We start from the raw sequence: 25,071 nt of genomic DNA, 5'->3' as shown, positions 1-25,071 counted from the left end.
GTTACTTACTATTCGATAATAGGATTAATCGGAGGCTGTTCAAACACACATTTACACTTAGTCTTTGAATTTCTATTCGATTTCGTGTTGAGTTAAATAGTTTTTTTATGTTAGTTATATGATTATTTGGGCCTGAAATTGAAATATAGACAAGTCCAACCGGTTTATCTTGACTGCCTCCGTTAGGCCCAGCTATTCCACTAATTGCTATTGCCCAATCTGCTCCTAATTTTTCTTTTACATTAATTGCCATGGCCTCACAAACTTCTTCAGAAACAGCTCCATATTTTGTAAGCTTTTTTTTAGAAATATTTAATAATGAATTTTTTAGTTCATTACTATAGGAAACAATACTACCTTGAAAAACTTGAGATGAGCCTGATATTGAGGTTAGTGATGAAGATAGAAGGCCTCCGGTGCAGGATTCAGCAAATACAATTGTTTCGTTCCTCTTGGTTAATTCTTTTATTAAAACGCTAGGAAGAGTATCGTTATCCTCTCCAAAAATAAATTTTGAAAAATCTTTTTTTAATTTTTCTTTAATAGGTTTAATTATATTTTTTGCTTCTAGGTCGTTCTTAGCTCGCGCGGTGATTCTGAGTTTAACCTCTCCTAAGTTTGCATATGGAGCAACGGTAGGGTTTTTAAGATTTAATAGATCATTAATTTTTTCAGCAACGCTTGATTCTCCAATACCCGCAAATTTAAGAGTATTTGAGAAAAAGGAATAATTATCTGAGAATTTGGTCTTAATGAAATCATACGCCGTCTCTTCCCACATAGTTTTCATTTCACTGGGTACTCCTGGGAAAGTAAGGATAGTAAAATCTTTTACTGGTTCCCAAATCATTCCTGGGGCAGTGCCCCTAGGGTTATTAATAATTTGAGCATTTTCAGGGAAGAAACATTGTTTCCTTAAGCTGGAGGAATCGTCCTTGAGCTTTGAGTTTGAGAGTTTTTGTTTAATTTCATCCCATAAAAGCGGTCTTTCAAAAAGAGATACATTAAAAGATTTGGCTATTGCTTCAGTGGTTAAGTCATCTGGGGTGGGTCCTAAGCCACCAGTTGTAATTAGAAGATTACTTCTTGTCGATATTTCTTGAACTGCTTTTATAATTCGATCACAATTATCACCGACAGTTGATTGCCTAAAGTGATTTAAGCCTAATTGAGATAACTTTTCAGAAATCCATTGAGCATTTGTATTGATAATATTTCCTAAGAGTAGCTCTGTTCCAATAGAAAGAATTTCAACTCCCTTGGAGTTAGGACTCATTTAATTGATGCTTCAAGTTTGCCTTCATAAAGAGGAAAACGATTACATAAGCTTAATACTCTTTCTTTACATTTACTTTCAATCAGTGAATCGTCTGGGTTAAGTAATCTATCAGCAATAATTTCACCAACTTCAGCAAAAGCATCCTCATTAAAGCCTCTAGTAGTTAGAGCAGCAGTTCCCAACCTTAGTCCGCTGGTTACAAAAGGTGATTCAGGGTCAAATGGAACAGTATTTTTATTTGCAGTGATATTCACTTCACTTACAAGTAAATCAGCAATCTTACCAGTCATATTGATACTCCTTAAATCGAGTAAAACAATATGGTTATCAGTGCCTCCGCTAACGATATTAATACCTCTATTTATTAAAGTTGAAGCTAGAACTTTTGCATTTTTTATTACTTGTTGGGAATAATTAACGAAATCTGGCTGCAAGGCTTCTCCAAATGCGACTGCTTTAGCTGCAATTATATGTTCGAGGGGCCCACCCTGAGTTCCAGGGAAAACAGATTTATCAAATTTCTTTCCAAATTCTGCATCTTTACACAATATAAGTCCCCCTCTAGGCCCTCTTAATGTTTTATGAGTAGTTGTGGTTACTACATCACAATATGGTATTGGATTTGGGTGAAGTTTACTTGCTACAAGACCGGCGATGTGTGCAATATCAGCCATTAAGAACGCACCAACTTCATCTGCAATATTTCTAAATGACTCAAAATCGATTGTTCTTGGATAAGCAGAATATCCACATATGATTAATTTTGGTTTTGTTTCAAGTGCTATCTCTCTTATTTCATCAAAATTTAATTCACTAGTTTCTTTATTTACACCATAGTGAACTGCATTGAACCATTTACCACTCATGTTTACTGGAGACCCATGAGTTAGGTGTCCACCATGAGATAAATCCATCCCCATGATTGTGTCGCCAGGTTTAAGTAGACTTAGGAAAACAGCAGCATTTGCCTGCGCTCCACTATGGGGTTGAACATTAGCCCAATTTGCATTAAATAATTTTTTCACTCTCTGAATAGCTAATTCTTCGATTTCATCAACAAATTCACATCCCCCGTAATATCTTTTTTGGGGTAATCCCTCGGCGTATTTATTTGTAAGTACGGAACCTTGAGCCTGCATAACGGCAACTGATGCGAAATTTTCGCTTGCGATTAACTCAAGATGAGTTTCCTGCCTATTTTTTTCAGAGTTAATAAAATTTGATATTACTGGATCGCTTTCTTTAAGATTTTGAAGGATATTCATTGAATTTAATAAGTAATACCCATAATATAGACGATATTTTTTAGAAAAATATAAAAAGAATATTTCAGAATTTTAAACGCGCCTGGAGAGATTCGAACTCCCGACACCCTGATCCGTAGTCAGGTGCTCTAATCCACTGAGCTACAGGCGCATAATTATGTAATATCTCTGTTTCAGGGTCTCTTAGTCAACTAGATTTCGGGTAAAATGTCTATTATTAACAATCTAATTATTAATATGCCTATAAAGTGGTACGGAAATGGTGACTCGGAAGATCCTATCTATAAACATTTTTCTCGAATAGTAAATTTTGTTATTCACTGCATGATATTTACTGCGATTGTAAGTGGCACGTGGCTTTTAAAAGAGATTAAATATGAAATCAGCTTTTTTAATAATTTTGCAATTGTCTGGTCAATTCTTTTGGCCTCCCATTTACTTTTCGTAATTATAAAAAAACCAAAAGATACTTCAAAACAATCAACTTAAATTAATTTCTATTTATGGACTCTCAGATAACTATAAGTGATCTAGAAAATGTTATTTCCGAAAAGGTTTTTATAAAAATAGAAAAGTGGAATTTATATCTTGGAGACGCTGGACTAGCTAGGCATCTTGCTATTGAATGTATCAGCAATAGAGATCAAGGCCCATTGGAGGCTGCAAAATTAAGTCTTAAAGCAATAGATGTAAAAGTAGGGGATGGTGTTAATAGTATTCCATTGATTAATTTAATCACTAACTCACAAATTCTAGAATTAGAAGAGATTTTGGAAAGTTTTTTTAAAAACTAAATCTCCTTTTTTGAAACTTTAAATTTATTTACTTTCAAGAATTTTGTAAGTAAAAAATAAATTACAAAAAAAGTTAGAGTTCCAAATATTAATAATAAAAATTCTGCAAGATTTGAATTGAAGTTATTAGTAGTTTGGAGAATAGTAAAACAAAGTGTGCTGTCTATAAATACTGCTAATGCCAAGAGGCTAATTTTCCTCAATAATTCCAAGTTAGGCAAAATGATATTTTCATTGCGCAGATTAAAAGAAAGAAAAATACAAACTATAATGTTGACTATTCCTGAAGATAAAATTATTCCTACGACTCCAAAATTATAAGGAGAAAGATTCCCAAAATTTTTAATTGGGGCACCAATTAAAAACCAATCAAAAAAAATATTAAATATTATCCCTGCTAATGAAGACTTAAAAGGGAAGTTTGTTTTTTCTATTAAATAATAGGTTCTTACTAATAAATCTCTATAAAGATAAAAGGGTATGCCAACTGCATAAGCAATTAATATATTCTTTACTTTTAAAGTTGCTGAATAATCAAATGATCCCCTTTGAAAAACTAATTGTACGATTTGATTATTGAATGTTATGAAAAATCCGGTTAAAAAAATAGCTGTCAAGAAACAGGTCTCTATCCCAGATGTCAATTGTTTTTGGAGCCCTCTTTCGTCTTTTTCACTTCTCAATTGAGATAACTTTGGAAGTAATGGCAGAATCAATGAGTTAGATAATATGCCTAGGGGGGCTTGTATAAGAAAGTTTCCGTAAGCTAGTCCAGATGCTGCGCCTTGAAAACTTGAAGCGAAAAACATATCGATAAAAACATTAATTTGACTTAGACCTGATGAGATAGATGCTGGAATAATTAGTTTGAAAATCCTCTTCTTTTCATCTTTAAATAAATTGAAGTTTGACTCTAATCTCAAGAGACCAATTTTATTTATTTCACAAATTTGAACAACAAACTGAATTAAAGTTCCTGTCAAAGTTGCAAATGCCAGTAATCCCGTGTAGGTAAAGAAATTAGAAGATGTATTTTCTCGGTTAAAAATCCAACTAAAAAAAATAAAAAAAATGATAGTTACGCTTGTTATCGCTGGACTTATACTTGATAAAAAGAATTTTCTTTGGGAATTTAAGGCGCCAAAGCTTAAACCTATGAAGCCGGATAAAGGGATGCAAGGTGTAAGTATTTGTAATTGGTAAGTGGCAATAGATTTAGCTTCGTAACTTAAATTCGGGGCCAATAAATCAATTAATAAACTGGAATTAGAGTAAATCAATATGGCTAAAATTAATAATAATATTGAAAGTTTTATGCTTACTTGAGTTAAAACAATCCCTCCATTTTTTTTGTTAAGCGGAGTTAAAACTGCAACGACTGCGTTATGCAATGGACCATTAATACCCCCAATAATTATTATCAAAAAACCAGGAATTATATATGCATAATTAAACGCGTCATAAGTTGCACCAACCCCAAAAGCAGCAGCTATAAATATTTGTCTTATACATCCAGCTAATTTACTTAGACTAGTACCAAACGAAATTGAAAAAACATTATTTTTTAAAAATGAATGCATTTGGATTCGTCTAAATTTTTCAATCAGTTTAGGTTTCAATTATATTTGAATTCTAATAAACGACATATTTATGAATGATCGGATAATTGATTTTGATCCATTAATTGAAGGAGTTTTAATTAAGAGGTATAAAAGGTTCCTTGCAGATATTGAATTAGAGAGTGGAGAGGTAGTAACTGCTCATTGCGCTAACACTGGCCCAATGAAGGGATTATTGAGTGAGGGAGCAAAAGTAAGAATAAGTGTTTCCACTTCTCCAAAAAGAAAATTACCTTTTACTTGGGAACAGATATGTGTTTTTAATGCAGAAAATGAGGAGGTTTGGGTAGGCATTAATACTCTATTTGCAAACAAGTTAATTAAAAAGGTTATAGAGAAAAATCTGCTTATAGAAATAATAGGTGAAATAGAGACAATTAAATCTGAAGTTCCTTATGGAAAAGATAAAAAAAGCAGAATTGACTTTTTTTTAACCCCAAAATCTTCAAATCCTGATAAACGTAACATTTACATAGAGGTTAAAAATACGACTTGGATTAAAGAAAATGTAGCTCTATTCCCAGATACAGTCACGAAAAGAGGCCAAAAACATCTCATAGAATTAAAGGAATTAATTCCTGAAAGTAAAAGTGTTTTGGTACTTTGTATGACGAGAAAAGACGCTTGTTTTTTTGCCCCTGGAGATGAAGCAGACCCCTTATACGGCAGTCTTTTTAGAGAATCTCTAAGTGCAGGAATGATAACTATTCCATGTTCCTTTGAATTTCATAAAGACCACGTATCATGGAAAGGAATTAGACCTTTGAAATAAATTAAATCTTGATAATTTGAAAATCTTAAAAAAAAAATTTTTTAAATTTAACAGATATAGTTTTAAGGTGCAACTATAAAATTGGTAACAACGACTACTAGACACTAATTAGTTTTTTGAGCAAAATTGAATATGAAAGGAAACAGCACAAACTGTTTTTTTGCAGATCTAATTTTTTTTTATGACCACTGCTTTGCAAACGCCTCAAAGGCGCTCTAGGTCCAAATTACAAGATGCAAGTCTTGTTAATGGACCTATGCTCCTTTTGAGGAGTATTCGAGGATTTAGTTCAAACCGCTCAATGTTGTGGCTTGCGACTGTTCCTCTAGCTCTGTTTGGTTTAGGTATTTTTAATCTTTCAGCTCACGCAGCTGATTTACCTGAGTTGAATGCAGCTTTTCTTGCTAACAATTTATGGCTTTTGATCGCTACTATTTTAGTGATCTTTATGAACGCTGGTTTCGCTATGGTTGAGGCAGGTATGTGTCGTTCTAAGAACGCAGTAAACATCCTTGCTAAAAACCTATTCGTATTTGCTCTGGCTGTAACCTCTTATTGGTTTATCGGCTATTCATTAATGTACGGAGGTAGTGTTGCTGACGGATGGCTTTATTTTGGAGGCTTATTTTTTGATCCAACAGTTACTGCAGATATGGTAACTGATGCTGGATTAGTCCCAACAGTTGATTTCTTGTTCCAGTCTGCATTCGCAGGAACTGCGGCAACTATCGTATCCGGTCTTGTTGCTGAAAGAGTTAAATTTGGAGAATTTGTTGTTTTTGCTGTTGTATTAACTGCATTTATATATCCAATTGCTGGTAGCTGGAAATGGAATGGTGGTTGGCTTGATTCTTTAGGTTTCGTAGACTTTGCTGGTTCTTCAATTGTTCACTCAGTTGGAGCATGGGCGGGTCTTGTAGGAGCTATGCTTCTTGGACCAAGAATTGGCAAATACTCTGATGGGAAACCACAAGCTATGCCAGGACACAACATGGCTATAGCTACTCTTGGTGCATTAGTTCTATGGATAGGTTGGTATGGTTTTAACCCCGGTTCTCAACTTGCTATGGATCAATGGGTTCCATATGTTGCTGTAACAACTACTTTGGCAGCAGCAGCTGGTGCTATTGGTGCAACTATTGTTTCAACATTAACTTCTGGTAAGCCTGATCTTACAATGATAATTAACGGAATCCTTGCTGGTTTGGTTAGTATCACTGCTGGTTGTGGTGATATGACTCTTGCTGGAGCCTGGTTCGCAGGACTAGTAGGTGGAATAATCGTTGTATTTTCTGTTGCAGCACTTGATGCCGCTGAGATCGATGATCCTGTAGGCGCATTCTCTGTTCACGGAGTTTGTGGTGTATGGGGTACTGTTGTTATCGGTCTTTGGGGTACAGCTGTACAAGGTGATGGAGCAGGTATGGGATTGTTCAATGGCGGAGGTATTACCCTTCTTCTAGTTCAAGCTCTTGGTGCCGCAGCTTATGCTATTTGGACACTAGTTACTTGCTGGATTGCCTGGTCTGTAATTGGAGGATTATTCGGTGGAATCCGAGTATCTGAAGAGGAAGAGACTCAAGGCTTAGATATAGGAGAGCATGGAATGGAAGCATATCCAGACTTTGCATCTGCTAAGTAATCTAACGAAAAATTAATTTAAGAAACCTGACTTATGTCAGGTTTCTTTTTTTTTACAAAAAATTATTTAAAACGTTGTAATATAGGAAGATGGACACTCAAGCTTTTAGAAGATCTCTTCATCATTCTGACAGATACAATAGAAGGGGTTTCGATTCTCCAACAAAAAGAGCTCAAGCGTTGGAAGAAGCTTACCAAAGTGATTTGATAACTTCTATTAGGGATAATAATTTTACCTATACTAAAGGCAGACTAAATATAAAGTTGGCCCAAGCCTTCGGTTTCTGTTGGGGAGTTGAAAGAGCTGTTGCAATGGCTTATGAAACTAGAAGACATTACCCAAATGAGAATATTTGGATCACAAACGAAATAATTCATAATCCCTCGGTTAATGATCATTTAAGGAAAATGAATGTAAAATTCATCTCAGCTAAAAATGGAATCAAAGATTTTTCTTTAGTTTCTAATGGGGATGTAGTTATACTCCCTGCTTTCGGAGCTACTGTTCAAGAAATGAAACTCTTGCATGAGAAAGGTTGTCATATTATTGATACAACTTGTCCATGGGTTTCTAAGGTTTGGCATACAGTTGAAAAACATAAAAAACATATTTTCACATCCATTATCCATGGAAAATTCAGACATGAAGAGACTCTCGCTACAAGTTCATTCGCAGGTAAATATTTAGTTGTACTTGATCTAGAAGAAGCGAATTATGTTTCTGAATATATTCTGGGGCGAGGAAATAGAAATGAGTTTATGAACAAATTTGCTAAAGCTTGTTCTAATGGATTTGATCCTGATAAAGATTTAGATAGAGTGGGAGTCGCGAATCAGACAACTATGCTTAAGAGCGAGACTGAGGAAATTGGAAAGGTTTTTGAAAGGACGATGTTAAAGAAATTTGGACCGGAAAACTTAAATAGCCACTTTTTAGCTTTTAATACTATTTGTGATGCAACTGAAGAAAGGCAAGATGCAATGTTCTCTCTGGTTGATGAAGACCTTGATATTTTAGTAGTTATTGGAGGCTTCAATTCTTCCAATACTACTCACCTACAAGAAATAGCAATTAATAAAAATATTTCTTCTTTTCACATTGATACTCCAGAGAGAATATCAGTTAAAGAAAACTCAATTTTTCATAAACCACTAGGATCAGAATTAGAACTCAAGAATAATTTTCTACCTAGTGGAAAAATTAATGTTGGAATTACCTCAGGTGCATCTACGCCTGATAAGGTTGTTGCAGATGTTATTGAAAAGTTAATTGATATTGCAACTTGAATTTGTTATTCATTTATAAATTTGCTTAGTTTTTTTAATTTATTAGTCAGATAATTCCAAAATATCTACTTTATTAACTAGAATAATGAAAACTTAATGAAGTATGGAAGACAAAGCACAATCTAATCAGGTTCAAACTGCAAGTATGAATAGAACTAAGGCTCCTCAAAAAGTTGAAGTTGTAGTTGCCAATTCATCTTCAGGTTCAGAAGTAAATATCCTTGGAGAACTATCGATTTTTGTTTTAAGAATAGGTTTTTGTGCTTTGATGATTCATCATGGCCTTGAGAAACTTCAGGATCCGCAGGGTTTTGCCGAGTTTGTAGTTGGTAAGTATTTCCCATTTTTGCCTGGTGATCCTGTTATTTGGACTTTTGGAGCAGCAATTACTCAACTAGTATGCCCAGTTGGATTGGCTTTAGGGATTTTCGCCAGGCTTTCTTCTCTTGGTCTATTCTCCACCATGGCATTTGCAGTTTATTTTCATCTCCTTGATACTGGACTAGAAGGTTTTCCTCTGGCAGTCGTTGAAGGTCATAATTATGCTTTCGAATTGTCTTTTATATATGGGGCTATTTCTCTCTATTTTCTTTGTGCAGGTCCAGGCAGGCTATCTTTATTCAGAAAAACTAACAAAATTACATATTATCCAAAATCAACATAATTCAATGTAAAAAGTGCCTTTTTTGTGTAAATACCATTGAGATTCCTTTTAGATTACACATATCAATACTTTCTTGGTCTCTTAGACTTCCTCCGGGTTGAATAATAGCTTTTATTCCATATTCATTTGCTAGTTCTACAGTATCTGCAAATGGGAAAAACCCATCGCTGGCTAAGACAGCATCAGAACTTAAACTTCCAGCTGCTTTTAATGCAATTTTTGCTGCTCCAACTCTATTCATTTGTCCAGCTCCAATACCAATAGTTTTTTGGTCTTTTGCAATAACAATGGCATTAGATTTCACGTGTTTACAAATTTTCCATGCAAAATTCAGATCTAAGTTAATTTGATCACTCGGATTTTTATTAGTTACTGAAATCCAATTTTCAGTTTTTTCTTCACTATCGTCAGTATCTTGAACTAGTAATCCTCCCATTATTGATTTAGTAGAATTTTGATTCTTTTTTGGAAGTTGATCTTTTGAAAACTTTAAAATTCTTAAATTCTTTTTAACTTTTAAAATTTCTAAAGCTTCCTCATCAAAAGATGGAGCGACGACACACTCTAAGAAAATATCTTTGAGGTGAATTGCGGTCTCACTATCAACATTTGAATTAAAAGCAACTATTCCTCCAAATGCACTAATAGAATCGCATTCCAAAGCATTCAAAAATGCCTTAGAAGCTGAATTACTTATAGAGGCACCACAAGGATTATTGTGTTTTAAAATAACAGAGGCGAACATGTCGGTTGCAAATTCATCTTTTTCTGGGTAGCCAAATTCTAAAACTGTTGAAAGTGCTGACTCTAGATCTAATAGGTTGTTATAACTTAATTCTTTTCCTTGTAATTGTTCTGCTGAATTCCATCCAATGTTATTTAAACCATACCAGAAAGCTTTTTGATGTGGATTCTCCCCATATCTTAAGGTTTTTATTAGTGGATAAGATTCAATATATTTGGAAGATTGTAAATCTCTCTCTTCTCTTATCCAATTAGATATTGCAGTGTCATAGTCTGCTGTATGTTGAAAAGCTTCAAGTGCTAATTTTGCTTTATATGAGTCTTTCAATTTACCTTTTTTACTTTCTTCAAGAAAATTTTGATACTGACTAGGATCTACTAAAACGGAAACATCTTTATGATTTTTAGCTGCAGAACGAATCATAGATGGCCCTCCGATATCAATATTTTCAATAGCATCTTCCCATTTAGCTCCCTTCTCTACTGTTTTTTTAAAAGGATATAAATTTACAACTACTAAGTCAATTAACTCAAGATTGTTAGCTTCTATATCTTTTTTATGTTCCTTATCAGTTCTTTTAGCTAATATTCCCCCGTGTATTTTTGGATGTAAAGTTTTAACTCTTCCTCCAAGAATTTCTGGAGAATTAGTAAAATCAGCAACTTTAATAACTGGAATTTTGGCCTCTATAAGATGTTTGGCAGTTCCTCCACTTGATAGAATTTTATAATTAAATTGTTCTACCAATTCCTTACAAAATGGGATTATATTTTTTTTATCAGAGACACTTACTAAAGCTAATGGAGACATTATGGGAAAGTTTACTTACTTAAGAATATAAACATGAAATATGCTATCAATCATGAATTTGTCTCGATTAGCTCTCAAACTGCAACTCATAGAATTATTTTGATGCATGGTTGGGGAGCTGATTCAGATGACCTTTTAACATTTGGCAAGGAGATGACTGAAAAAATAACTCTTGATTTTGAGGTAATTTCTTTGAGGGCTCCTGGATTACACCCAAGCGGTCAGGGAAGACAGTGGTATGGATTATACCCACATGATTGGAATGGAGCTGAGGTTGAAGTAAATAAACTTTTAGTTTCATTAAAAAAATTTGATACTGATCAGATTCCACTCAGAAAAACAATTTTGTTGGGTTTCTCTCAAGGAGCAGCAATGGCAATTGATGCGGGATTTAAGTTAAATTTTGGATTAATTGTTGCTTGTAGTGGTTATCCTCACCCTAACTGGGCCCCAGGAGAAAAATTCTCGCCCTTGATTATTAGTCATGGTTTATTTGATGAAGTTGTACCTATAGAAGCTTCTAGGACTATATATAAAAAGGTAAAGAGTAATTCTTCTAAATTTTGCGAATTATTAGAATTCGATGGATTTCATCAAATTGATTCAAATTTAATTAACTTTATAAGTTCAAATATTAGTAAGATTTTTTAAACAAAAGCATATTCATATTCTTCAATCTCTTCCCAATCATCTGCAGTAAGTTCTAGACCCTCAAATATTTTTTCTTCACCAATTCCTTCAACTACAACTTTTAATGATGGAAATAGAAAATGATTTTCTTCAGCATATTGGGCACTAAACAACCCTTTTTCACCCCAAAAAAATCTATCAGTGGTGTGTTCATTTCTTCTTACATTGAAAACTGAAGGAGCAGAGAGACCATTTTCAGCTATGAATCTTCTTGCTGCTGTCACTGGTTTATGTTTTCCAGTTTCGATATGATAAATAGGTACATGTGCCATTACTCTTTGGCCAGCCAATCTTCTTCTGCTGATTCTTTTTCTTTTTTTTGACATTGATTGGTACTCCTGAAATTATTAGTGAGATTAGTCTTATTAATTTTTACTAATCTTATATATGTGATTTTAAATTCACTTCAAATTACATAGAGGACCCATCAACCCCTGATGTAGCTTAAAATATGATTAAATATTCATATTTAAGGCTGGCTAATGTCAGACCTCTTTATATATCTTAATACTTTTTTCATATTTTACAAGCCCTTCTCAAGTTTTTTTTTTTTTTAAAAATTTCTCAAAATTTAATTAATTATGAATCTTTCAAAAAAATTTGAAGAGTTAATAATAAAACAGCTAGAGAGTTTTGGTTGCTCAATGGGCGTGACTAATTTAGTTATGTATCTTGCTTCAGCTAAGCAAGGAACTAAAGCATCTTTTGAAATGATAGGACAATGGCCACAAATTGATAGGCTACTTACATCAATAGAAGATGATCCTTCACTAAAAGTTTCATCGCCTAACAGAAGATGGTACCCTCTTCAAGAAAATGATATTTTACTTGGTGTCCTTAGGGTAGAAACTGATTTGAAAGGGGGGAATTGGCCAGTATCTCTTGATTCTAGATTAAAAGCACTTTCAATATCTTTAGCTAAATGCGTCTCTATAGAATTAGAACGTCAAAATAAAAATGAAGAAATCAATTTTTTAAAAAATCAGGTCAATGTCATAATTCATCAGTTAAGGAATCCATTGGCCGCTATTAGGACATATGCAAAATTACTAATAAAAAGACTTGGCTCAGATGATGATTCTATTGAAATAGTCGAACGCATGATAATGGAGCAAAAACAAATTAATCAATATATGGATTCTTTTGCGCAATTAAATTCACCTATTCAACTTCCGCTGGAAATTGGAGAGGAAAGATTATTATTACCTCCAAATTTAGATAATAAAAAGGTAATAACTATTCAGAGTTTATTAAGGCCAATATTAGAAAGGGGTAAAGCTAATGCGGACTTAGAGAATAGAGATTGGACTGAACCTTCTCTTTGGCCAGATTGGACTATTTCGCCATTAAAGGCAAAATATGCTGTGATTGCCGAAATCGTGGCCAATTTATTAGAAAATGCGTTTAAATATGCCCAAAAAGATGCTGAAATTGGACTCGCCATTACGAGTAATGGACTTTGTATATTTGATGATGGTAAAAAAATAACCAAAAATGAAAACGAGAAAATTTTTGAAAAAGGTTTTAGAGGATCTGCCTCTAAAAAGAAAGATGGCACTGGTGTGGGACTTTTTTTAGCGAGAAAATTAGCAAAACAAATTGGAGGAGATTTGAGATTGATGGAAAATAACTCGATTGAAAATAATGAGAAATCAAAAAATCTTAAGAAGAAAAATATGTTCTATTTAGAACTACCTATAAAAGAATTGCATGCATAAACAACATTGCAGTTTCAACTAGTACAACACTTGCACCGCAAGCATCTCCATTGAAGCCTCCAATTTTATTCCCCAGTATGTTTGGGATAGAATAGCTTAGAAAAATACCAATCAAAATAAGGATTAAAAATTTAATTAATATTGCTTGGGATGTAATTGAAACAAATTGGTATGCAATGAAAATTAAAAGAAAAATAATGGAGATCAAAGATTCTTTTTTAAATCCATTCCAAAACTTTTTGTGACTAATAGACTTTTTCTTATAACTGACATATTTAAACTTCTCTATAAAAAATAAATTTGAAAATCTTCCCCAAAATAAGCATATAGGTAAAACAAAAATTATTAGGGTTTGAATTTTCAGTATGCAAGCAATTTGAATTAAAGTTATAAAAACCAAAGCTTGAACGCCAAAGGACCCAACTTTACTGTCTTTCATGGCTTTTAAACGTTTCTTTTTACCCGCAAAAATACCATCGAAAGTATCCATTAAACCATCAATGTGTAGACCACCAGTAATAAAATATCCTGAAGCCAAACAAATTAATGCAGATGCATAAATTGACCAAGAGTTTATTGTTAAAAAAAGAAAAATATAACTCTGTATTGTTCCAATAAAAAATCCTAAGGGCGGGGCAAATTGTGCAATATTTTTAAATTCGGGATTAATTAAAGGTATCTTTGGAAATGTAGTATAGAAAATCCAAGATCCTGCCAAATTTTTTATTAAATATTTTTTGATGAGATAAAAATAGATTCAATATTAAATAATAGGGTAGATTAATGAAAAAGGATCAAAAAATTTTATAAATTATCGTGTTTGAATTTGAAATTACATCGAATTGCAGTAACACAGCGGCAAGAACTGGTATATTTCATACACCAAATGGTCAGGTAAACACTCCAAAATTTATGCCTGTGGGTACTTTGGCAACGGTTAAAGGAATTTCATCTAAGCAGTTAACCTCTACAGGATCAGAAATGATTCTCTCAAATACCTTTCATCTTCATTTACAACCTGGAGAAAAATTAGTAAAAGAATCTGGCGGTATACATAAGTTCATGAATTGGCCTAAGCCTATTCTTACTGACTCAGGAGGATATCAAGTTTTTAGTTTGGCCAAATTAAACAATATTTCTGATAAAGGAGTGGAATTTAAAAATCCAAGAGATGGTAGTCATGTATTTTTATCACCTGAAAAAGTAATACAGATTCAAATGGATCTTGGATCGGATGTTGCGATGGCTTTTGATCATTGTCCTCCGCATACAGCTAACGAAAATGATATTGAGGATTCTTTACGAAGAACTCATTCATGGTTGCAAAAATGTGTCGAGACTCATCAGAAATCCAATCAAGCATTATTCGGTATAGTGCAAGGTGGTAAGTATCCGAAATTAAGAGAATATAGCGCCAAATATACAACTTCTTTTGATCTTCCTGGAATAGCAGTGGGAGGTGTAAGTGTTGGAGAGGCAGTCGAAGAAATACATAGTGTAATTAATTACGTCCCGAAATTCTTACCAATAGATAAACCAAGATATTTAATGGGAATTGGCTCTTTAAGAGAAATTTCTTTAGCTGTTGCAAATGGATTCGATATATTTGACTGTGTTTTGCCTACAAGACTAGGAAGACATGGGACTGCATTTTTTAATGATGAAAGATTGAATTTGCGAAATGCTCGATTTAAAAATGACTTTTCTCCGATTGACAAAACTTGTAAATGCGAAACCTGTAAGTCCTATTCTCGTGCATATTTACATCATCTAATTAGAAATGATGAAATATTAGGTCTCACACTAATAAGTTTGCATAATATTGCTCATTTAATAAGATTTACCAATGCAATTTCTGCTGCAATTAAAGATAATTGTTTTACAAATGATTTCGCTCCTTGGAAAACATCCTCTATTGCTCATCATACGTGGTAACGTCTTAACATAATTAAATTAAATTATCAAAAAAGGTGCTCATTCTACTTAATACATTCGCTGAATTGCCTGAGGCTTACAAGGCCTTTGCTCCTACTGTTGATGTTCTTCCACTTATTCCTTTATTTTTCTTTTTGTTGGTATTTGTTTGGCAAGCTGCAGTTGGATTTAAATAAAATTCTTTTAGTTTAGATTGCCCGCATTAGAAAGGATTTTCAAGTAAAATCGCATCTCCAGAATTTTCTACAGCACACTCTATAAAATCAGCAATTTTTAAAGCTCTTGAGGCTTGCTCACCATCTACCTCAGGAATTTCTTTGCCTTGAACACATTTAAGAAAATGCTCCAGTTCCGCATATAGAGGTTCAATGGAGGTTGTGCTAACTTCTTCAACATATCCGTCATTTCTATAAACTAATTCGCCATGTTCTGCAGTATATGATTCATGAGACTTTCTATGGATTTGTAAGGAGTGATTTAGGAAATCAGTTTCTACTAACCCATTTTGACAGTGAGCACTTAAACTTCTAATTTTTTTGTGACTCATTTTGCTGGCCGTTAAGCTTGCAATAACATTATTTTTAAAAACTAAAGTAGCATTGACATAATCTATTAATCCTTCGCTATTTCTGCCTCCAACAGCTGCTAATTTTTGTATTTTTGAGTTTACAAGCTCCAAAACAAGGTCAATGTCATGAATCATTAAATCCATAACTACGGATACATCATTTGCTCTGTCTGCATTAGGACTATGCCTCCTTGCCTCTAAAACAACAATTTCTTCATTATGTACTATTTTATTTAATTCCCTAAAAGCAGGATTAAATCTCTCAATATGACCAACTTGTAATAGACAGTTACTTGCATTAGCGGCCTCTATTAAGGATTGTGCTTCTAACTCGTTAGCTGCAATTGGTTTTTCGATGAGTACGTTAGTTCCTCCATTGAGACAATCTAGTCCTACTTTTTGATGAAGTAGTGTAGGCACAGCGATGCAGATAGCATCAACTTTTGGAATTAGGTCTTTATAATCTTTGAACCATTCACATTGAAATTGTTCAATAGCTAATTTACCTCTCTCCTCATTTGGATCTGCTACTCCAATGAGATTCGCATCTTTGAGTAAACTGAGTACTCGAGCATGATGCCAGCCCATATTTCCTATACCTATGACTCCAACCTTTACTGGTGATGAGGTTGGTTGCATAATTTCAAATCCATATATTAATTATCATTATCCTCTATGGGGAGTCACATTTAGCTTTTGGGAAGAATTATTTTAACACGATCAATTTTTGGGCCTGACATTGAAATAACTTCAAATTTAATATTACTAAAATCTAAAACGTCGCCAATTTTTGGAACCATTTGAAATTTTTCTAACATAAATCCAGCAAGAGTATGATAATCAGTCCCTTCTGGAATTGAACATCCTATCTTTTTATTGATTTCAACAATTTCTGATTTTCCAGCTATTGACCATTTTTTAGAGAAATTATCTAACATTCTTATATCTGAAAAGATTTTATTATTGAGCATTTCCTCTCCAACTATTTCGCCATTTAGATCAGCTGCAGTTATTAGTCCTTCTGTTCCCCCGTGTTCATCAACTACTAGTAAGAAGGGGTTGTAGTCTCTTACTATTGGAAATATTTCTGCTAGTGAACATGTTTCTATTATTTTTGTTACTGGTAAAAGGAATGGCTCTAATAATGTATCGGCTTCCATTTCACCTTTTGATATTGGCTTAGCTAGATAACGTAAATCTAATACACCTAATACATCATCTAAAGACTCACCAATCACAAAGAAGCGAGCATGTCGAGTTTTATCTACTTGTTTCATTAGTTCTGAAAAGGTTATATTTTTTGGCAAAGTTACCATTTCAGATCTTGGAATCATTACTTCTTTAACCTGTGTATCTTTTAAAGCAAAAACTCCTTCAAGAATATTCTTCTCATCTGGTTTTAAACCTGTTACGTTATCTGTTTCTATAAGAGTTTCTAATTCTCCAGCTGATAAACCCGAGTTTAAAGAATCCCATTTGTTATTTAAATTGAACAAGCCTAAACAGGCGCTAGCAAAGAATTCTATTGTTTTCACTATAGGATTCATGGCTTTTCTCACGGCATCAAATATTGTTGTAAGCCTTAATGCAGCAGATTGTGGATTGTTAATTACTAAAGCTTTAGGAATTAGTCCGGAAACGAGAGTAACAACTAAAACAACAAATAAAAACAATAGAAGATCATAAAATCTATTTGATAAAATATTGCTTTTCCAATAATCCTTAGCAATGTTATTGCTAAGCCATCCAATTGCAATTAATGAAATTGTTACTCCAAATTGAGAAGCAATTAGTGAAGATCTAAAACGTTTTTGAATTTTTAAAATTGAAAATGCTCCTTTCTTTTTTTCTTCTATTAACCTTAAAACTTTACTTGGCCTTATTAATAAAAAAGAGAGTTCACTCGCTGCGAAAAAAGCTGGTAGAAATAAAAGAAATAAAAGAAGAGTTATTTTCATTCAATGACAAATAAATAATGGGGGTGGCGAGGATCGAACTCGCCTTAGCCAAATTATGAGTTTGGTGCATTCACCAGATTGCTACACCCCCAAGGGAATTTATGTAATTTTAATTACATTGAATTTCAATATACAATATAAAAATAATATTTCAAAAAACACCTTATTAGGAAGTTTTTGTGAGATTTCTTTTTTTTCTTCTAATCTTTAAATATAAATTTAACTTTTACTAATGGGAAATTTTTCTGAAAAGTATGATCTAAATAAGACAAAATTATTAACACAGTTAATTGAAAAATCTTACAAGAAAGGAAACTTCACTTTATCTTCAGGGAAAAAAAGCAGTCATTACTTGAATTGTAAACCGGTATCATTAAATGGCCAAGGCTTAAATTTAATAAGTGATTTGTTTTTAGAGTTAAAGGACTCAAGGTCAAAAACTGTTGCAGGCTTGACTTTAGGTGCAGATCCTCTTGTAAGCGGATTAATCGTCAAAGCAGCTTCGCAAGGCTTAGGACTTAATGGTTTAATAATTCGGAAAGAAATAAAACAATACGGTACCAAAGCTGGAATAGAGGGTCCTACATTAGAGGAAGGAACTTTGGTAACTGTTTTAGAGGATGTCGTAACAACTGCTGGTTCAGTGATAAAAGCAATAAAAAAGTTACGCGAAAATAATTATATTGTTGAGGAAGTTTTGTCTATAGTTGATAGGCAAGAAGGGGGATTAGAAGCCCTTGAAGATGAAAATGTTAAATTAAAGAGTCTTTTTACAATAAAAGATTTTTTATAATTATTTCAAAATGCAAGATATAAAAAAAAATTTTTGGCTTGAAAAATTTGATTGTTTTTCTATTACTGGAAAAGATGCCAGAAAATTTTTGAATGGAATAACAACAGGTAATATTCTTGATTCAGAAAATAAAGTTATCAAAACTTGTTGGTTAACTCCAAATGGAATTCTAAGGTCATTAATTGAAATTATTTTTTTAGAAAGAAAATTAGAAGTAATTATTTTGGCGGGTAACACTAATGAAATAATTAATTACTTTAATCAAATTATTTTTCCAGTGGATGATGTATTTCTAAGTGAACCTTTCATAATAAATAGAATTCAGGAAATTGATGAATCAAGTTCATGGAGAACTTGCCAGCCTATTTTCTTCAAAAAAGAAGATAAAGAATTTGAAATATATAAATACAAACTAAATTTACTAAATCCCAATGATTTAAAACTTTGGAAGATTAATCAGGCAATACCCTCATTAGGAATGGAAATAAACGGAAAAAATAATCCTCTTGAGCTTGGATTAAAAGATCTTATAGATTTTAATAAAGGTTGTTATTTAGGGCAAGAAACAATGTCAAAAATAAAAAATGTTTCTTCTTTAAAACAGGAAATAAGAACTTGGAAATCATTAGAATCTAATTTGAATTTAGACGTTGAAGATAAAAATTTATATATAAATTCTGCTAAGGATATTTCTGTAGGCAAAATCACTAGTTTTTTTATATCAGATTCTCAAATAAAAGGTTTAGCAATGATAAAAAGAAAATATTTAGAGGAAGGAAATTATTTTTTTTCAGAAATTTTTGGAAAAATTATTATCAATAAATCTGTTGGATCAATTTTTCTTTAATTGATCTTTGATTAAATATTCTGCAATTTTTAGAGTAGCTAAACAATCATCTTTGTTATATTGGATAATTTTTTTTAAAAATATTTGGTTTTCTGTAATTTGATATTGAATCCACCAATAAAGTGCTTTCGAGCCACTTACATTTTTCTGCAACCATTCGAACCCAAGCCAATTAGAAACAGTTTTTAAGCCATAGTTTTTTAGTGGTAATATCCAAGACTTTCTTATTAAGGTATGTAAGTCAATAAATCTTGAGGCAAGTGAATCAATTTCTTGATCACTAAAATTTAGGTTTTTAGCAATATTAATTATTGATATTTTTTCAGTTTCTCCGTAATGTAAAACTGGCCATTCCTTTTGTGAAAAAAGTATTTCAATAATTTGCCTGTAAGATTCTCCTTTATTGTTTTTAAGATTTAAGATTGGTTCATAAATAAGATCTTCTTTTTTTATAGACAAATTATTTACTTTTAAAAATCCATATAAAAAATCATGCTTTTCATCTGGGTTTGACTCAATATCAAATATATAAAATCCCGAACATGTTTTTTCTAGTAGTTCGTTAGTATTATTTTTATTAGAAATGAAATATGGTTCTCCGTAGATATATGCTTGTGCTTGCTTTACAAATTTGGACGCTTTTTCATTCTTTTGATCGTTGAATTGAGATAATTTCTCGCCAAGTTGTTTTTCGTTATACGAAGCTAATGTTTGGGTATTAATTATTCCTTTTGATTTGAGTAATGAGGCCGTTTTAGGCCCTATTCCATCTATATCTGTTAGATATCCATTTTCTTTTGCTTCTCTATCACAAAATTTTTGCCAGGAACAAATAGTACATTTTTTTCTATCTTGAGTTATTTCTGGTATTGATCCCCCCAAGCATTCATTCAAATTTAATAAAACATTTAAAACTTTTTTTCTTAATTTTTTATTTAAATAAATTTCTTCAACTTTAACTTTTTTATAAAAAGTTGAAATTACTAATCCTTTATCAATTTTAGATTCTTGAAATGATTCCAACAGCATAGAACTAAAAGCTAAGTCGAATAAATGTTCTTTTGTTGTTTTGTGGCCTAACTTATAAACAGCAGGTAAATATTTATATTCTCCCCATTTACTTTTACCTTTAGTCTTTACAAGTAATTGTGGACGTATTTCTGCGTCTATATTTTGGAAAAGATTCCCTTTGATTTTTAATCCAATTACCCCTTGATAGCCATTTTCGCAGGCTTTTAATCCTGTATATATTTCACCATTACAAAATTCAGAGAAAATTTTAAACTGATTAATTTTATCTATAGCTTTATGGGGAGACCAAACTTCATAAGATTTTTTACCCTTAAAATCGAGCCATGCTTTTCTTTTACATCTTGTAAAACTTTTTAAATGAAGAGAATTCAAATTATTTTTTAAGGGCGGTTTTAAAATTTACTCATATAAATTATTATAGATAATTAGAAGAATTCAAGGAAATTTTAAATTTGACAGCTTATAAATTAGACAAGATAAAATTTGGAACTGATGGTTGGAGAGGAATTATTGGTTTTGACTTTAACCTGTCGAATCTTTCAAGAGTTGTTGTCGCTTCATGTCAGGAGTTGCATTATCAATACTATAAAGAAGTTAATTCAAAGAAAATTATTATTGGATATGATCGCAGATTCATGGCTTGTGAATTCGCCAAGCAAATAGTGCCTTTTGTAAGAGGATGTGGTTTCGAAGCGATCTTATCTGATAGCTTTGTTACAACACCCTCTTGTAGTTTTTATGCCAAAGAAGTTGGCTGTCTTGGAGCGTTAGTAATTACAGCGAGTCATAATCCATATAATTGGCTAGGTCTGAAAATAAAGAGCTTTAATGGATGTTCTGTTGACGAATCTTTTACAAGTGAAGTTGAAAAAAGATTAATGCTTGGACATTCAATTGAAAAAATAGATGGTGTTAATAAATTGGTAGATATTAAGAAATTTCATTTAGATAGAATTAGATCCCTTTTTGATATTGACTATATTTCCAAGAGATTAAAAAAAATGAAATTGAGAATTTTTGTAGATTCTATGCATGGTTCTGCTGCAAATTGTATGGCTGAGATTTTTGCTTCTAATGATTTAGAAGTTATTTCAGAAATCAGGAAAGAAGCTGATCCTTTTTTTGGAGGGAACCCTCCTGAACCTCTTTTGAATTATGCAGATGATCTAAAACAAACACTAATGAAAAATTCAACAAATGAAGTGAAAACTTTAGGAATTATATTTGATGGTGATGGTGATAGAATTGCGGCAATTGATGAAAAAGGAAGATACTCTAGTACTCAAGATTTACTCCCATACTTTATTAGCTATTTGGGCGAAATTAAAAATAATTCTTATCCAGTTTTAAAGACTGTTAGTGGTTCAGATATTATTAAAAATATATCAGAGAGTCAAAATAGAGATGTTTTTGAACTTCCAGTTGGATTTAAATATATTGCTGAAAAAATGATCAAAGAAAAAATATTTATTGGGGGGGAGGAATCTGGGGGAGTTGGTTTTGGTGACTTTATGCCTGAAAGAGATGCTCTATATGCAGCGATGGTTTTATTAAATGGAATTGCTGAAAAATCTCAATATTTATATAAAACCTTAGATGAAATCCAAGAAGATTTTGGGCCAAGTTTTTATAAAAGAATTGATATTAAATTTCCAAATCAGTCAGAAAAAAATAACGTAAAAGAATTTATCATAGATAATATTCCTGAGAATATTAATAATCACAAATTAAAAAGTATCTCAAAAATCGATGGAATAAAGTTGAGAATTGATAAAAATTTTTGGCTTTTGTTTAGGTTTTCAGGAACGGAACCTCTTTTAAGGTTATATTGTGAAGCACCAAAAGAATCTTATCTAATTGAGGTATTAGAGTGGGGTCAAGAATTTATAAATATGGCAGAAAAATAAGGATGAAAAATTTATATTTAGCTAGTAAGAATAAAGGTAAAATTGAAGAATATAAGAAATTGCTTGCTGGAGTTAATTGTAAATTGTTACTGCAGCCAGAATCATTAGATGTTGAAGAGGATGGACTGACATTTAGAGATAATGCAATTAAAAAAGCGAGTGAAGTTTCGAGAAAAACGAATAATTTTTCAATAGCAGATGATTCAGGAATTTGTATTGAAGCACTAGCTGGTAAGCCTGGCATTTACTCATCAAGATATGCAGAAAATGATCAGAAGAGAATTGAACGAGTTTTAAGAGAACTTGATGGAGTTCAAAATAGAAGTGCTTTCTTTATTGCTAATATTTGTGTTTGTTCCCCAAATGGTGAAGTGATTATTGAATCTGAGGCCAAATGTCATGGCAATATTATTTTAAACCCCAGAGGAAAAAGTGGTTTTGGGTATGACCCAATTTTTGAGGAGAGTTCTACCAGGTTAACTTTCGCAGAAATGAAAAATGATATTAAAGACTCTTGTAGTCATAGGGGTAAAGCATTAAAAAAAATTATTCCAGATTTAATTGAAATTTTTGCTTAAATTCAATTAACCCAAGATCCATGAAGGCCATGAGGAATTGAAATGGGTAATTCATAAACAGTTAATTCTTTTAAGTCTTTTGCGTCTAATATCACTAAATCGCTTCCTCTTCTTTCTCCGTTCCATAGAAGTATAAATAAAAATCCCTCATCTTCTTGTGAAGAGTTTTCTGATGGAACCATAATTGGTTCACTAACAAATCCACTTGGACCTGCTGACCAAGAAATCTCTTCCTTAGAAGTTAAATTTATTTTTTTTATTGCTTGAAGTGGAGCGTTCCCCAGCTTTTGAGATGTGCTTGCCATCCAACTAAAAGTTGCTTTTAATCCTAAGTTTTTAGGATTAACAACAGCAAATTCACAACATTGTTCACTGAAAGTTTCAAGTTCACAAGTTTTTGTCTTTAGATCGATAATTGATCTTTTTAGTTTTCCTTCTGGATATTTATCAAAGTCAATATCTCTAAAATTCTCGTCTGGACCAACTGATGGGAAATCATCATAAAAAATACTATCTAATACGATTTTGGAATCTTTTTCAAATGCGTTTACATGATGAAAAACGAATCCTTCTGGAGCATCTATTGTTAAAGGAGGCTGTCCTCTAAATAATCCACTTTCTCTGGGGATGATAAAAAACTTTGCCTTTTTATTTGGGTTTGACTTTAGACATTGTGCTGCTCCTCTTTGACCCATTACAAATGGAAGAGGATTGAAATCAATAGCATTCTGTAAAAATATTGCCCAATTAGTTGTAATTGCGAAATCATGAAGGAATGCAAAGCCATTAAAGGTATCTTTTCTATCAAAAATGAGCTCTCCAGAATTTGTACCAGTATTATCAAATTCCATTAATCTAATGGTACTTTTTGGCCCGGTTTGTACTCCAAAAGTGACTAAAAGTTCTGAAGATGCATTCGAGTTTAGGTCTGTTTTGGGATGGGCACTGAATGCTTCGTTAGGCTTGAGTACCCCTTTTAATGTTGTTAAACCAATAGTGTCAAGACTATCAGGATCCATTGCATGTGGACCGGCTGCTTCCCATAATGCGAGAATTTCATCTCCTAATTTAACGACATGAGTATTAGCTATATTCTTAAATTTTAGATCTAATGCATTATTTAAAATCCCTCCATTTTTTTGTGTCCCAAAAACACCTCTATAAATGAATTTATTTATTTTTTCTTCTTCCAAATAGCCTTTAGTTTTAACAAATCTATTTGTTAAAAACGGCTGACCATTTTCGAACTTTATGGATGTGATCATTCCATCACCGTCAAATGGGTGATGAACCCATTGTCCACCTCTTTCTAATATGCCTGGTCCATTTCTTAATAATGTTCCATTTAAATTTTTGATATTATCACCTTTGCTAATTTTTAGAGGCTCCTTGGTTAATTCCTTTTCTACATTTTGATACGCACTTGACCAATCTTCTTTATTAAAGCTTTTAATTTTATTTATTTTTTTATCTTGTAAATTAGTCACAACAAAATAATTACTTTTATCTATCTTCGCCAAAAATCAACTGAATTGTGGCTGATTCGAAAAAATTCCTTGTTTATTGATTTTCCAGCATTCCTTTACTGCTTGGAATTGAATCAGATCTTCTTGGATCTATTTCTGTAGCCATTCTCATTGCTCGTGAAAAAGCTTTAAAGCAAGCCTCAACAATATGATGTGAATTGCTACCTCTTATTTGATTAATATGCAGAGTAATGCCACTGTTATTTGCAAAGGCAATAAAAAACTCTTTTACTAGTTCAGTATCATAATTGCCAATTCTAGGAGCATTTAATTGAAGATCATAAGATAGATGTGGTCTGCCGGAACAGTCTAAAGTTACTTGAACTAATGCTTCATCTAATGGGGCAAAGAAATGTCCAAATCTACTTATTCCTTTTCTTTCTCCCAAGGCTTTTGAAAATGCTTTGCCTAATGCGATTCCTACATCTTCATTTGTATGGTGATCATCAATATGGGTATCTCCAATTGCTTTTATTTTTAAATCGAACAAACCATGACTGGATATTTGATGAAGCATATGATCTAAGAATGGAATCCCGGTATCAATCTCAGAAATTCCATTTCCATCTAAGTTTATAAATACAGAAATATCTGTTTCATTCGTTTTTCTTTTTATTTCAGATTGCCTTAGAGATGACATTTT

At 32.4% G+C, this 25,071-nt stretch carries 25 protein-coding genes and 2 tRNA genes; 14 read left to right on the top strand and 13 right to left on the bottom strand.

What is annotated here, in order from left to right; all coding sequences use genetic code 11:
• Window position 1: 1 nt before the first annotated feature.
• The 3 genes from BS621_RS03395 to BS621_RS03385 all read right to left on the bottom strand — a co-directional run bounded on the left by BS621_RS03395 (window position 2) and on the right by BS621_RS03385 (window position 2,695).
• The gene (locus BS621_RS03395) at window positions 2-1,276 is read right to left on the bottom strand and encodes a competence/damage-inducible protein A (protein ID WP_077141814.1); all 1,275 of its coding nucleotides are present in this window, start codon (window positions 1,274-1,276) and stop codon (window positions 2-4) included.
• Window positions 1,273-2,544: a serine hydroxymethyltransferase gene (glyA, locus tag BS621_RS03390; protein WP_077141813.1), complete on the bottom strand. Its 1,272-nt coding sequence runs from the start codon at window positions 2,542-2,544 to the stop codon at window positions 1,273-1,275. The genes BS621_RS03395 and glyA overlap by 4 nt, the downstream gene beginning before the upstream one ends.
• 77 nt (window positions 2,545-2,621) lie before the next feature.
• Window positions 2,622-2,695 (bottom strand) — tRNA-Arg (locus tag BS621_RS03385).
• Window positions 2,696-2,781: 86 nt separating this feature from the next.
• On the opposite strand from BS621_RS03385, the gene BS621_RS03380 reads away from it, so the two are divergent.
• Window positions 2,782-3,033, top strand: coding sequence for a hypothetical protein (locus tag BS621_RS03380; protein ID WP_077142653.1), 252 nt, complete (start codon window positions 2,782-2,784; stop codon window positions 3,031-3,033).
• 14 nt (window positions 3,034-3,047) lie between these two features.
• Complete coding sequence (locus tag BS621_RS03375; protein ID WP_077141812.1) at window positions 3,048-3,338, top strand: DUF3181 family protein; 291 nt, start codon at window positions 3,048-3,050, stop codon at window positions 3,336-3,338.
• Here BS621_RS03375 and murJ read toward each other — a convergent pair.
• On the bottom strand, window positions 3,335-4,918 hold the full coding sequence (gene murJ / locus BS621_RS03370; protein WP_077142652.1) for a murein biosynthesis integral membrane protein MurJ: 1,584 nt from the start codon (window positions 4,916-4,918) through the stop codon (window positions 3,335-3,337). The genes BS621_RS03375 and murJ overlap by 4 nt on opposite strands.
• Before the next feature lie 70 nt (window positions 4,919-4,988).
• On the opposite strand from murJ, the gene sfsA reads away from it, so the two are divergent.
• The 4 genes from sfsA to BS621_RS03350 all read left to right on the top strand — a co-directional run bounded on the left by sfsA (window position 4,989) and on the right by BS621_RS03350 (window position 9,321).
• Entirely contained in the window at window positions 4,989-5,729 is a 741-nt protein-coding gene (sfsA, locus tag BS621_RS03365; protein ID WP_077141811.1) for a DNA/RNA nuclease SfsA, read from the top strand.
• A 181-nt stretch (window positions 5,730-5,910) separates the two neighbouring features.
• Window positions 5,911-7,371: an ammonium transporter gene (locus BS621_RS03360; protein ID WP_011862304.1), complete on the top strand. Its 1,461-nt coding sequence runs from the start codon at window positions 5,911-5,913 to the stop codon at window positions 7,369-7,371.
• A gap of 89 nt (window positions 7,372-7,460) precedes the next feature.
• A complete protein-coding gene (locus tag BS621_RS03355; RefSeq protein WP_077141810.1) occupies window positions 7,461-8,657 on the top strand; it encodes a 4-hydroxy-3-methylbut-2-enyl diphosphate reductase in 1,197 nt (398 codons plus the stop codon).
• 103 nt (window positions 8,658-8,760) lie between these two features.
• A complete protein-coding gene (locus BS621_RS03350) occupies window positions 8,761-9,321 on the top strand; it encodes a DoxX family protein (RefSeq protein WP_077141809.1) in 561 nt (186 codons plus the stop codon).
• A 1-nt stretch (window position 9,322) separates the two neighbouring features.
• On the opposite strand, the gene purH is transcribed toward BS621_RS03350, so the two are convergent.
• Window positions 9,323-10,876, bottom strand: coding sequence for a bifunctional phosphoribosylaminoimidazolecarboxamide formyltransferase/IMP cyclohydrolase (gene purH / locus BS621_RS03345; protein WP_077141808.1), 1,554 nt, complete (start codon window positions 10,874-10,876; stop codon window positions 9,323-9,325).
• Window positions 10,877-10,909: 33 nt separating this feature from the next.
• Between purH and BS621_RS03340 the strand changes: the two genes are divergently transcribed.
• Window positions 10,910-11,527, top strand: a complete 618-nt coding sequence (locus tag BS621_RS03340; protein WP_077141807.1) for an alpha/beta hydrolase — start codon at window positions 10,910-10,912, stop codon at window positions 11,525-11,527.
• On the opposite strand, the gene BS621_RS03335 is transcribed toward BS621_RS03340, so the two are convergent.
• Window positions 11,524-11,892, bottom strand: coding sequence for a DUF3155 domain-containing protein (locus BS621_RS03335; protein WP_011817760.1), 369 nt, complete (start codon window positions 11,890-11,892; stop codon window positions 11,524-11,526). The two genes, BS621_RS03340 and BS621_RS03335, sit on opposite strands and share 4 nt — an antisense overlap.
• 255 nt (window positions 11,893-12,147) lie before the next feature.
• Here BS621_RS03335 and BS621_RS03330 point away from each other — a divergent pair, with 255 nt between their 5' ends.
• Window positions 12,148-13,284 carry a sensor histidine kinase gene (locus tag BS621_RS03330; RefSeq protein WP_077141806.1) on the top strand — a complete coding sequence of 379 codons (1,137 nt, stop codon included), beginning with the start codon at window positions 12,148-12,150 and terminating at the stop codon, window positions 13,282-13,284.
• Here the strand turns inward: BS621_RS03330 and BS621_RS03325 are convergent.
• Complete coding sequence (locus tag BS621_RS03325) at window positions 13,262-14,002, bottom strand: adenosylcobinamide-GDP ribazoletransferase (protein ID WP_077141805.1); 741 nt, start codon at window positions 14,000-14,002, stop codon at window positions 13,262-13,264. The genes BS621_RS03330 and BS621_RS03325 overlap by 23 nt on opposite strands.
• 98 nt (window positions 14,003-14,100) lie before the next feature.
• On the opposite strand from BS621_RS03325, the gene tgt reads away from it, so the two are divergent.
• Both tgt and BS621_RS03315 read left to right on the top strand, forming a co-directional pair.
• Window positions 14,101-15,219, top strand: coding sequence for a tRNA guanosine(34) transglycosylase Tgt (gene tgt / locus BS621_RS03320; RefSeq protein ID WP_025933073.1), 1,119 nt, complete (start codon window positions 14,101-14,103; stop codon window positions 15,217-15,219).
• A 35-nt stretch (window positions 15,220-15,254) separates the two neighbouring features.
• A complete protein-coding gene (locus tag BS621_RS03315) occupies window positions 15,255-15,395 on the top strand; it encodes a photosystem II reaction center protein K (protein ID WP_002805418.1) in 141 nt (46 codons plus the stop codon).
• A gap of 26 nt (window positions 15,396-15,421) precedes the next feature.
• Here BS621_RS03315 and BS621_RS03310 read toward each other — a convergent pair whose 3' ends face one another.
• The 3 genes from BS621_RS03310 to BS621_RS03300 all read right to left on the bottom strand — a co-directional run bounded on the left by BS621_RS03310 (window position 15,422) and on the right by BS621_RS03300 (window position 17,836).
• Window positions 15,422-16,426: a Gfo/Idh/MocA family protein gene (locus BS621_RS03310; protein WP_077141804.1), complete on the bottom strand. Its 1,005-nt coding sequence runs from the start codon at window positions 16,424-16,426 to the stop codon at window positions 15,422-15,424.
• Window positions 16,427-16,476: 50 nt separating this feature from the next.
• Window positions 16,477-17,745 carry a hemolysin family protein gene (locus tag BS621_RS03305; protein ID WP_077141803.1) on the bottom strand — a complete coding sequence of 423 codons (1,269 nt, stop codon included), beginning with the start codon at window positions 17,743-17,745 and terminating at the stop codon, window positions 16,477-16,479.
• Window positions 17,746-17,763: 18 nt separating this feature from the next.
• A tRNA-Ile gene (locus BS621_RS03300) sits at window positions 17,764-17,836 on the bottom strand.
• A gap of 141 nt (window positions 17,837-17,977) precedes the next feature.
• Here BS621_RS03300 and pyrE point away from each other — a divergent pair.
• Together pyrE and ygfZ are read left to right on the top strand one after the other, a co-directional pair.
• Window positions 17,978-18,538, top strand: a complete 561-nt coding sequence (pyrE, locus tag BS621_RS03295) for an orotate phosphoribosyltransferase (RefSeq protein ID WP_077141802.1) — start codon at window positions 17,978-17,980, stop codon at window positions 18,536-18,538.
• Between the two features lie 10 nt (window positions 18,539-18,548).
• A complete protein-coding gene (ygfZ, locus tag BS621_RS03290) occupies window positions 18,549-19,385 on the top strand; it encodes a CAF17-like 4Fe-4S cluster assembly/insertion protein YgfZ (RefSeq protein WP_077141801.1) in 837 nt (278 codons plus the stop codon).
• Here the strand turns inward: ygfZ and BS621_RS03285 are convergent.
• Window positions 19,371-20,789 (bottom strand): TM0106 family RecB-like putative nuclease, encoded by a 1,419-nt coding sequence (locus tag BS621_RS03285; protein WP_077141800.1) that lies wholly within the window; start codon window positions 20,787-20,789, stop codon window positions 19,371-19,373. The genes ygfZ and BS621_RS03285 overlap by 15 nt on opposite strands.
• A gap of 80 nt (window positions 20,790-20,869) precedes the next feature.
• On the opposite strand from BS621_RS03285, the gene BS621_RS03280 reads away from it, so the two are divergent.
• Both BS621_RS03280 and rdgB read left to right on the top strand, forming a co-directional pair.
• Window positions 20,870-22,324 (top strand): phosphoglucomutase/phosphomannomutase family protein, encoded by a 1,455-nt coding sequence (locus BS621_RS03280; protein WP_077141799.1) that lies wholly within the window; start codon window positions 20,870-20,872, stop codon window positions 22,322-22,324.
• A 2-nt stretch (window positions 22,325-22,326) separates the two neighbouring features.
• On the top strand, window positions 22,327-22,902 hold the full coding sequence (gene rdgB, locus BS621_RS03275; protein ID WP_077141798.1) for an RdgB/HAM1 family non-canonical purine NTP pyrophosphatase: 576 nt from the start codon (window positions 22,327-22,329) through the stop codon (window positions 22,900-22,902).
• Between the two features lie 2 nt (window positions 22,903-22,904).
• Here the strand turns inward: rdgB and BS621_RS03270 are convergent, their stop codons facing one another.
• The gene (locus BS621_RS03270; RefSeq protein WP_077142651.1) at window positions 22,905-24,389 is read right to left on the bottom strand and encodes a carotenoid oxygenase family protein; all 1,485 of its coding nucleotides are present in this window, start codon (window positions 24,387-24,389) and stop codon (window positions 22,905-22,907) included.
• A 73-nt stretch (window positions 24,390-24,462) separates the two neighbouring features.
• Window positions 24,463-25,068: an imidazoleglycerol-phosphate dehydratase HisB gene (gene hisB / locus BS621_RS03265; RefSeq protein ID WP_077141797.1), complete on the bottom strand. Its 606-nt coding sequence runs from the start codon at window positions 25,066-25,068 to the stop codon at window positions 24,463-24,465.
• Window positions 25,069-25,071: the final 3 nt, after the last annotated feature.

It is taken from the genome of Prochlorococcus sp. RS04 (genome assembly GCF_001989455.1).
GTDB lineage: Bacteria > Cyanobacteriota > Cyanobacteriia > PCC-6307 > Cyanobiaceae > Prochlorococcus_A.
Note: the sequence above shows the minus strand (reverse complement) of the source record. Positions and strands in the feature narration are given on the sequence as shown.

Excerpts from the sequence above, each read along its gene's own strand:
- glyA (WP_077141813.1), bottom strand. The coding sequence starts at position 2,544 with ATGAATATCCTTCAAAATCTTAAAGAAAGCGATCCAGTAATATCAAAT.
- rdgB (WP_077141798.1), top strand. The coding sequence starts at position 22,327 with ATGAAAAATTTATATTTAGCTAGTAAGAATAAAGGTAAAATTGAAGAA.
- BS621_RS03335 (WP_011817760.1), bottom strand. The coding sequence starts at position 11,892 with ATGTCAAAAAAAAGAAAAAGAATCAGCAGAAGAAGATTGGCTGGCCAA.
- BS621_RS03360 (WP_011862304.1), top strand. The coding sequence starts at position 5,911 with ATGACCACTGCTTTGCAAACGCCTCAAAGGCGCTCTAGGTCCAAATTA.
- purH (WP_077141808.1), bottom strand. The coding sequence starts at position 10,876 with ATGTCTCCATTAGCTTTAGTAAGTGTCTCTGATAAAAAAAATATAATC.
- hisB (WP_077141797.1), bottom strand. The coding sequence starts at position 25,068 with ATGTCATCTCTAAGGCAATCTGAAATAAAAAGAAAAACGAATGAAACA.
- sfsA (WP_077141811.1), top strand. The coding sequence starts at position 4,989 with ATGAATGATCGGATAATTGATTTTGATCCATTAATTGAAGGAGTTTTA.
- murJ (WP_077142652.1), bottom strand. The coding sequence starts at position 4,918 with ATGCATTCATTTTTAAAAAATAATGTTTTTTCAATTTCGTTTGGTACT.
- BS621_RS03350 (WP_077141809.1), top strand. The coding sequence starts at position 8,761 with ATGGAAGACAAAGCACAATCTAATCAGGTTCAAACTGCAAGTATGAAT.
- BS621_RS03375 (WP_077141812.1), top strand. The coding sequence starts at position 3,048 with ATGGACTCTCAGATAACTATAAGTGATCTAGAAAATGTTATTTCCGAA.
- BS621_RS03355 (WP_077141810.1), top strand. The coding sequence starts at position 7,461 with ATGGACACTCAAGCTTTTAGAAGATCTCTTCATCATTCTGACAGATAC.
- BS621_RS03310 (WP_077141804.1), bottom strand. The coding sequence starts at position 16,426 with ATGCAACCAACCTCATCACCAGTAAAGGTTGGAGTCATAGGTATAGGA.
- BS621_RS03305 (WP_077141803.1), bottom strand. The coding sequence starts at position 17,745 with ATGAAAATAACTCTTCTTTTATTTCTTTTATTTCTACCAGCTTTTTTC.
- BS621_RS03340 (WP_077141807.1), top strand. The coding sequence starts at position 10,910 with ATGAAATATGCTATCAATCATGAATTTGTCTCGATTAGCTCTCAAACT.
- BS621_RS03395 (WP_077141814.1), bottom strand. The coding sequence starts at position 1,276 with ATGAGTCCTAACTCCAAGGGAGTTGAAATTCTTTCTATTGGAACAGAG.
- pyrE (WP_077141802.1), top strand. The coding sequence starts at position 17,978 with ATGGGAAATTTTTCTGAAAAGTATGATCTAAATAAGACAAAATTATTA.
- ygfZ (WP_077141801.1), top strand. The coding sequence starts at position 18,549 with ATGCAAGATATAAAAAAAAATTTTTGGCTTGAAAAATTTGATTGTTTT.
- BS621_RS03380 (WP_077142653.1), top strand. The coding sequence starts at position 2,782 with ATGCCTATAAAGTGGTACGGAAATGGTGACTCGGAAGATCCTATCTAT.
- BS621_RS03330 (WP_077141806.1), top strand. The coding sequence starts at position 12,148 with ATGAATCTTTCAAAAAAATTTGAAGAGTTAATAATAAAACAGCTAGAG.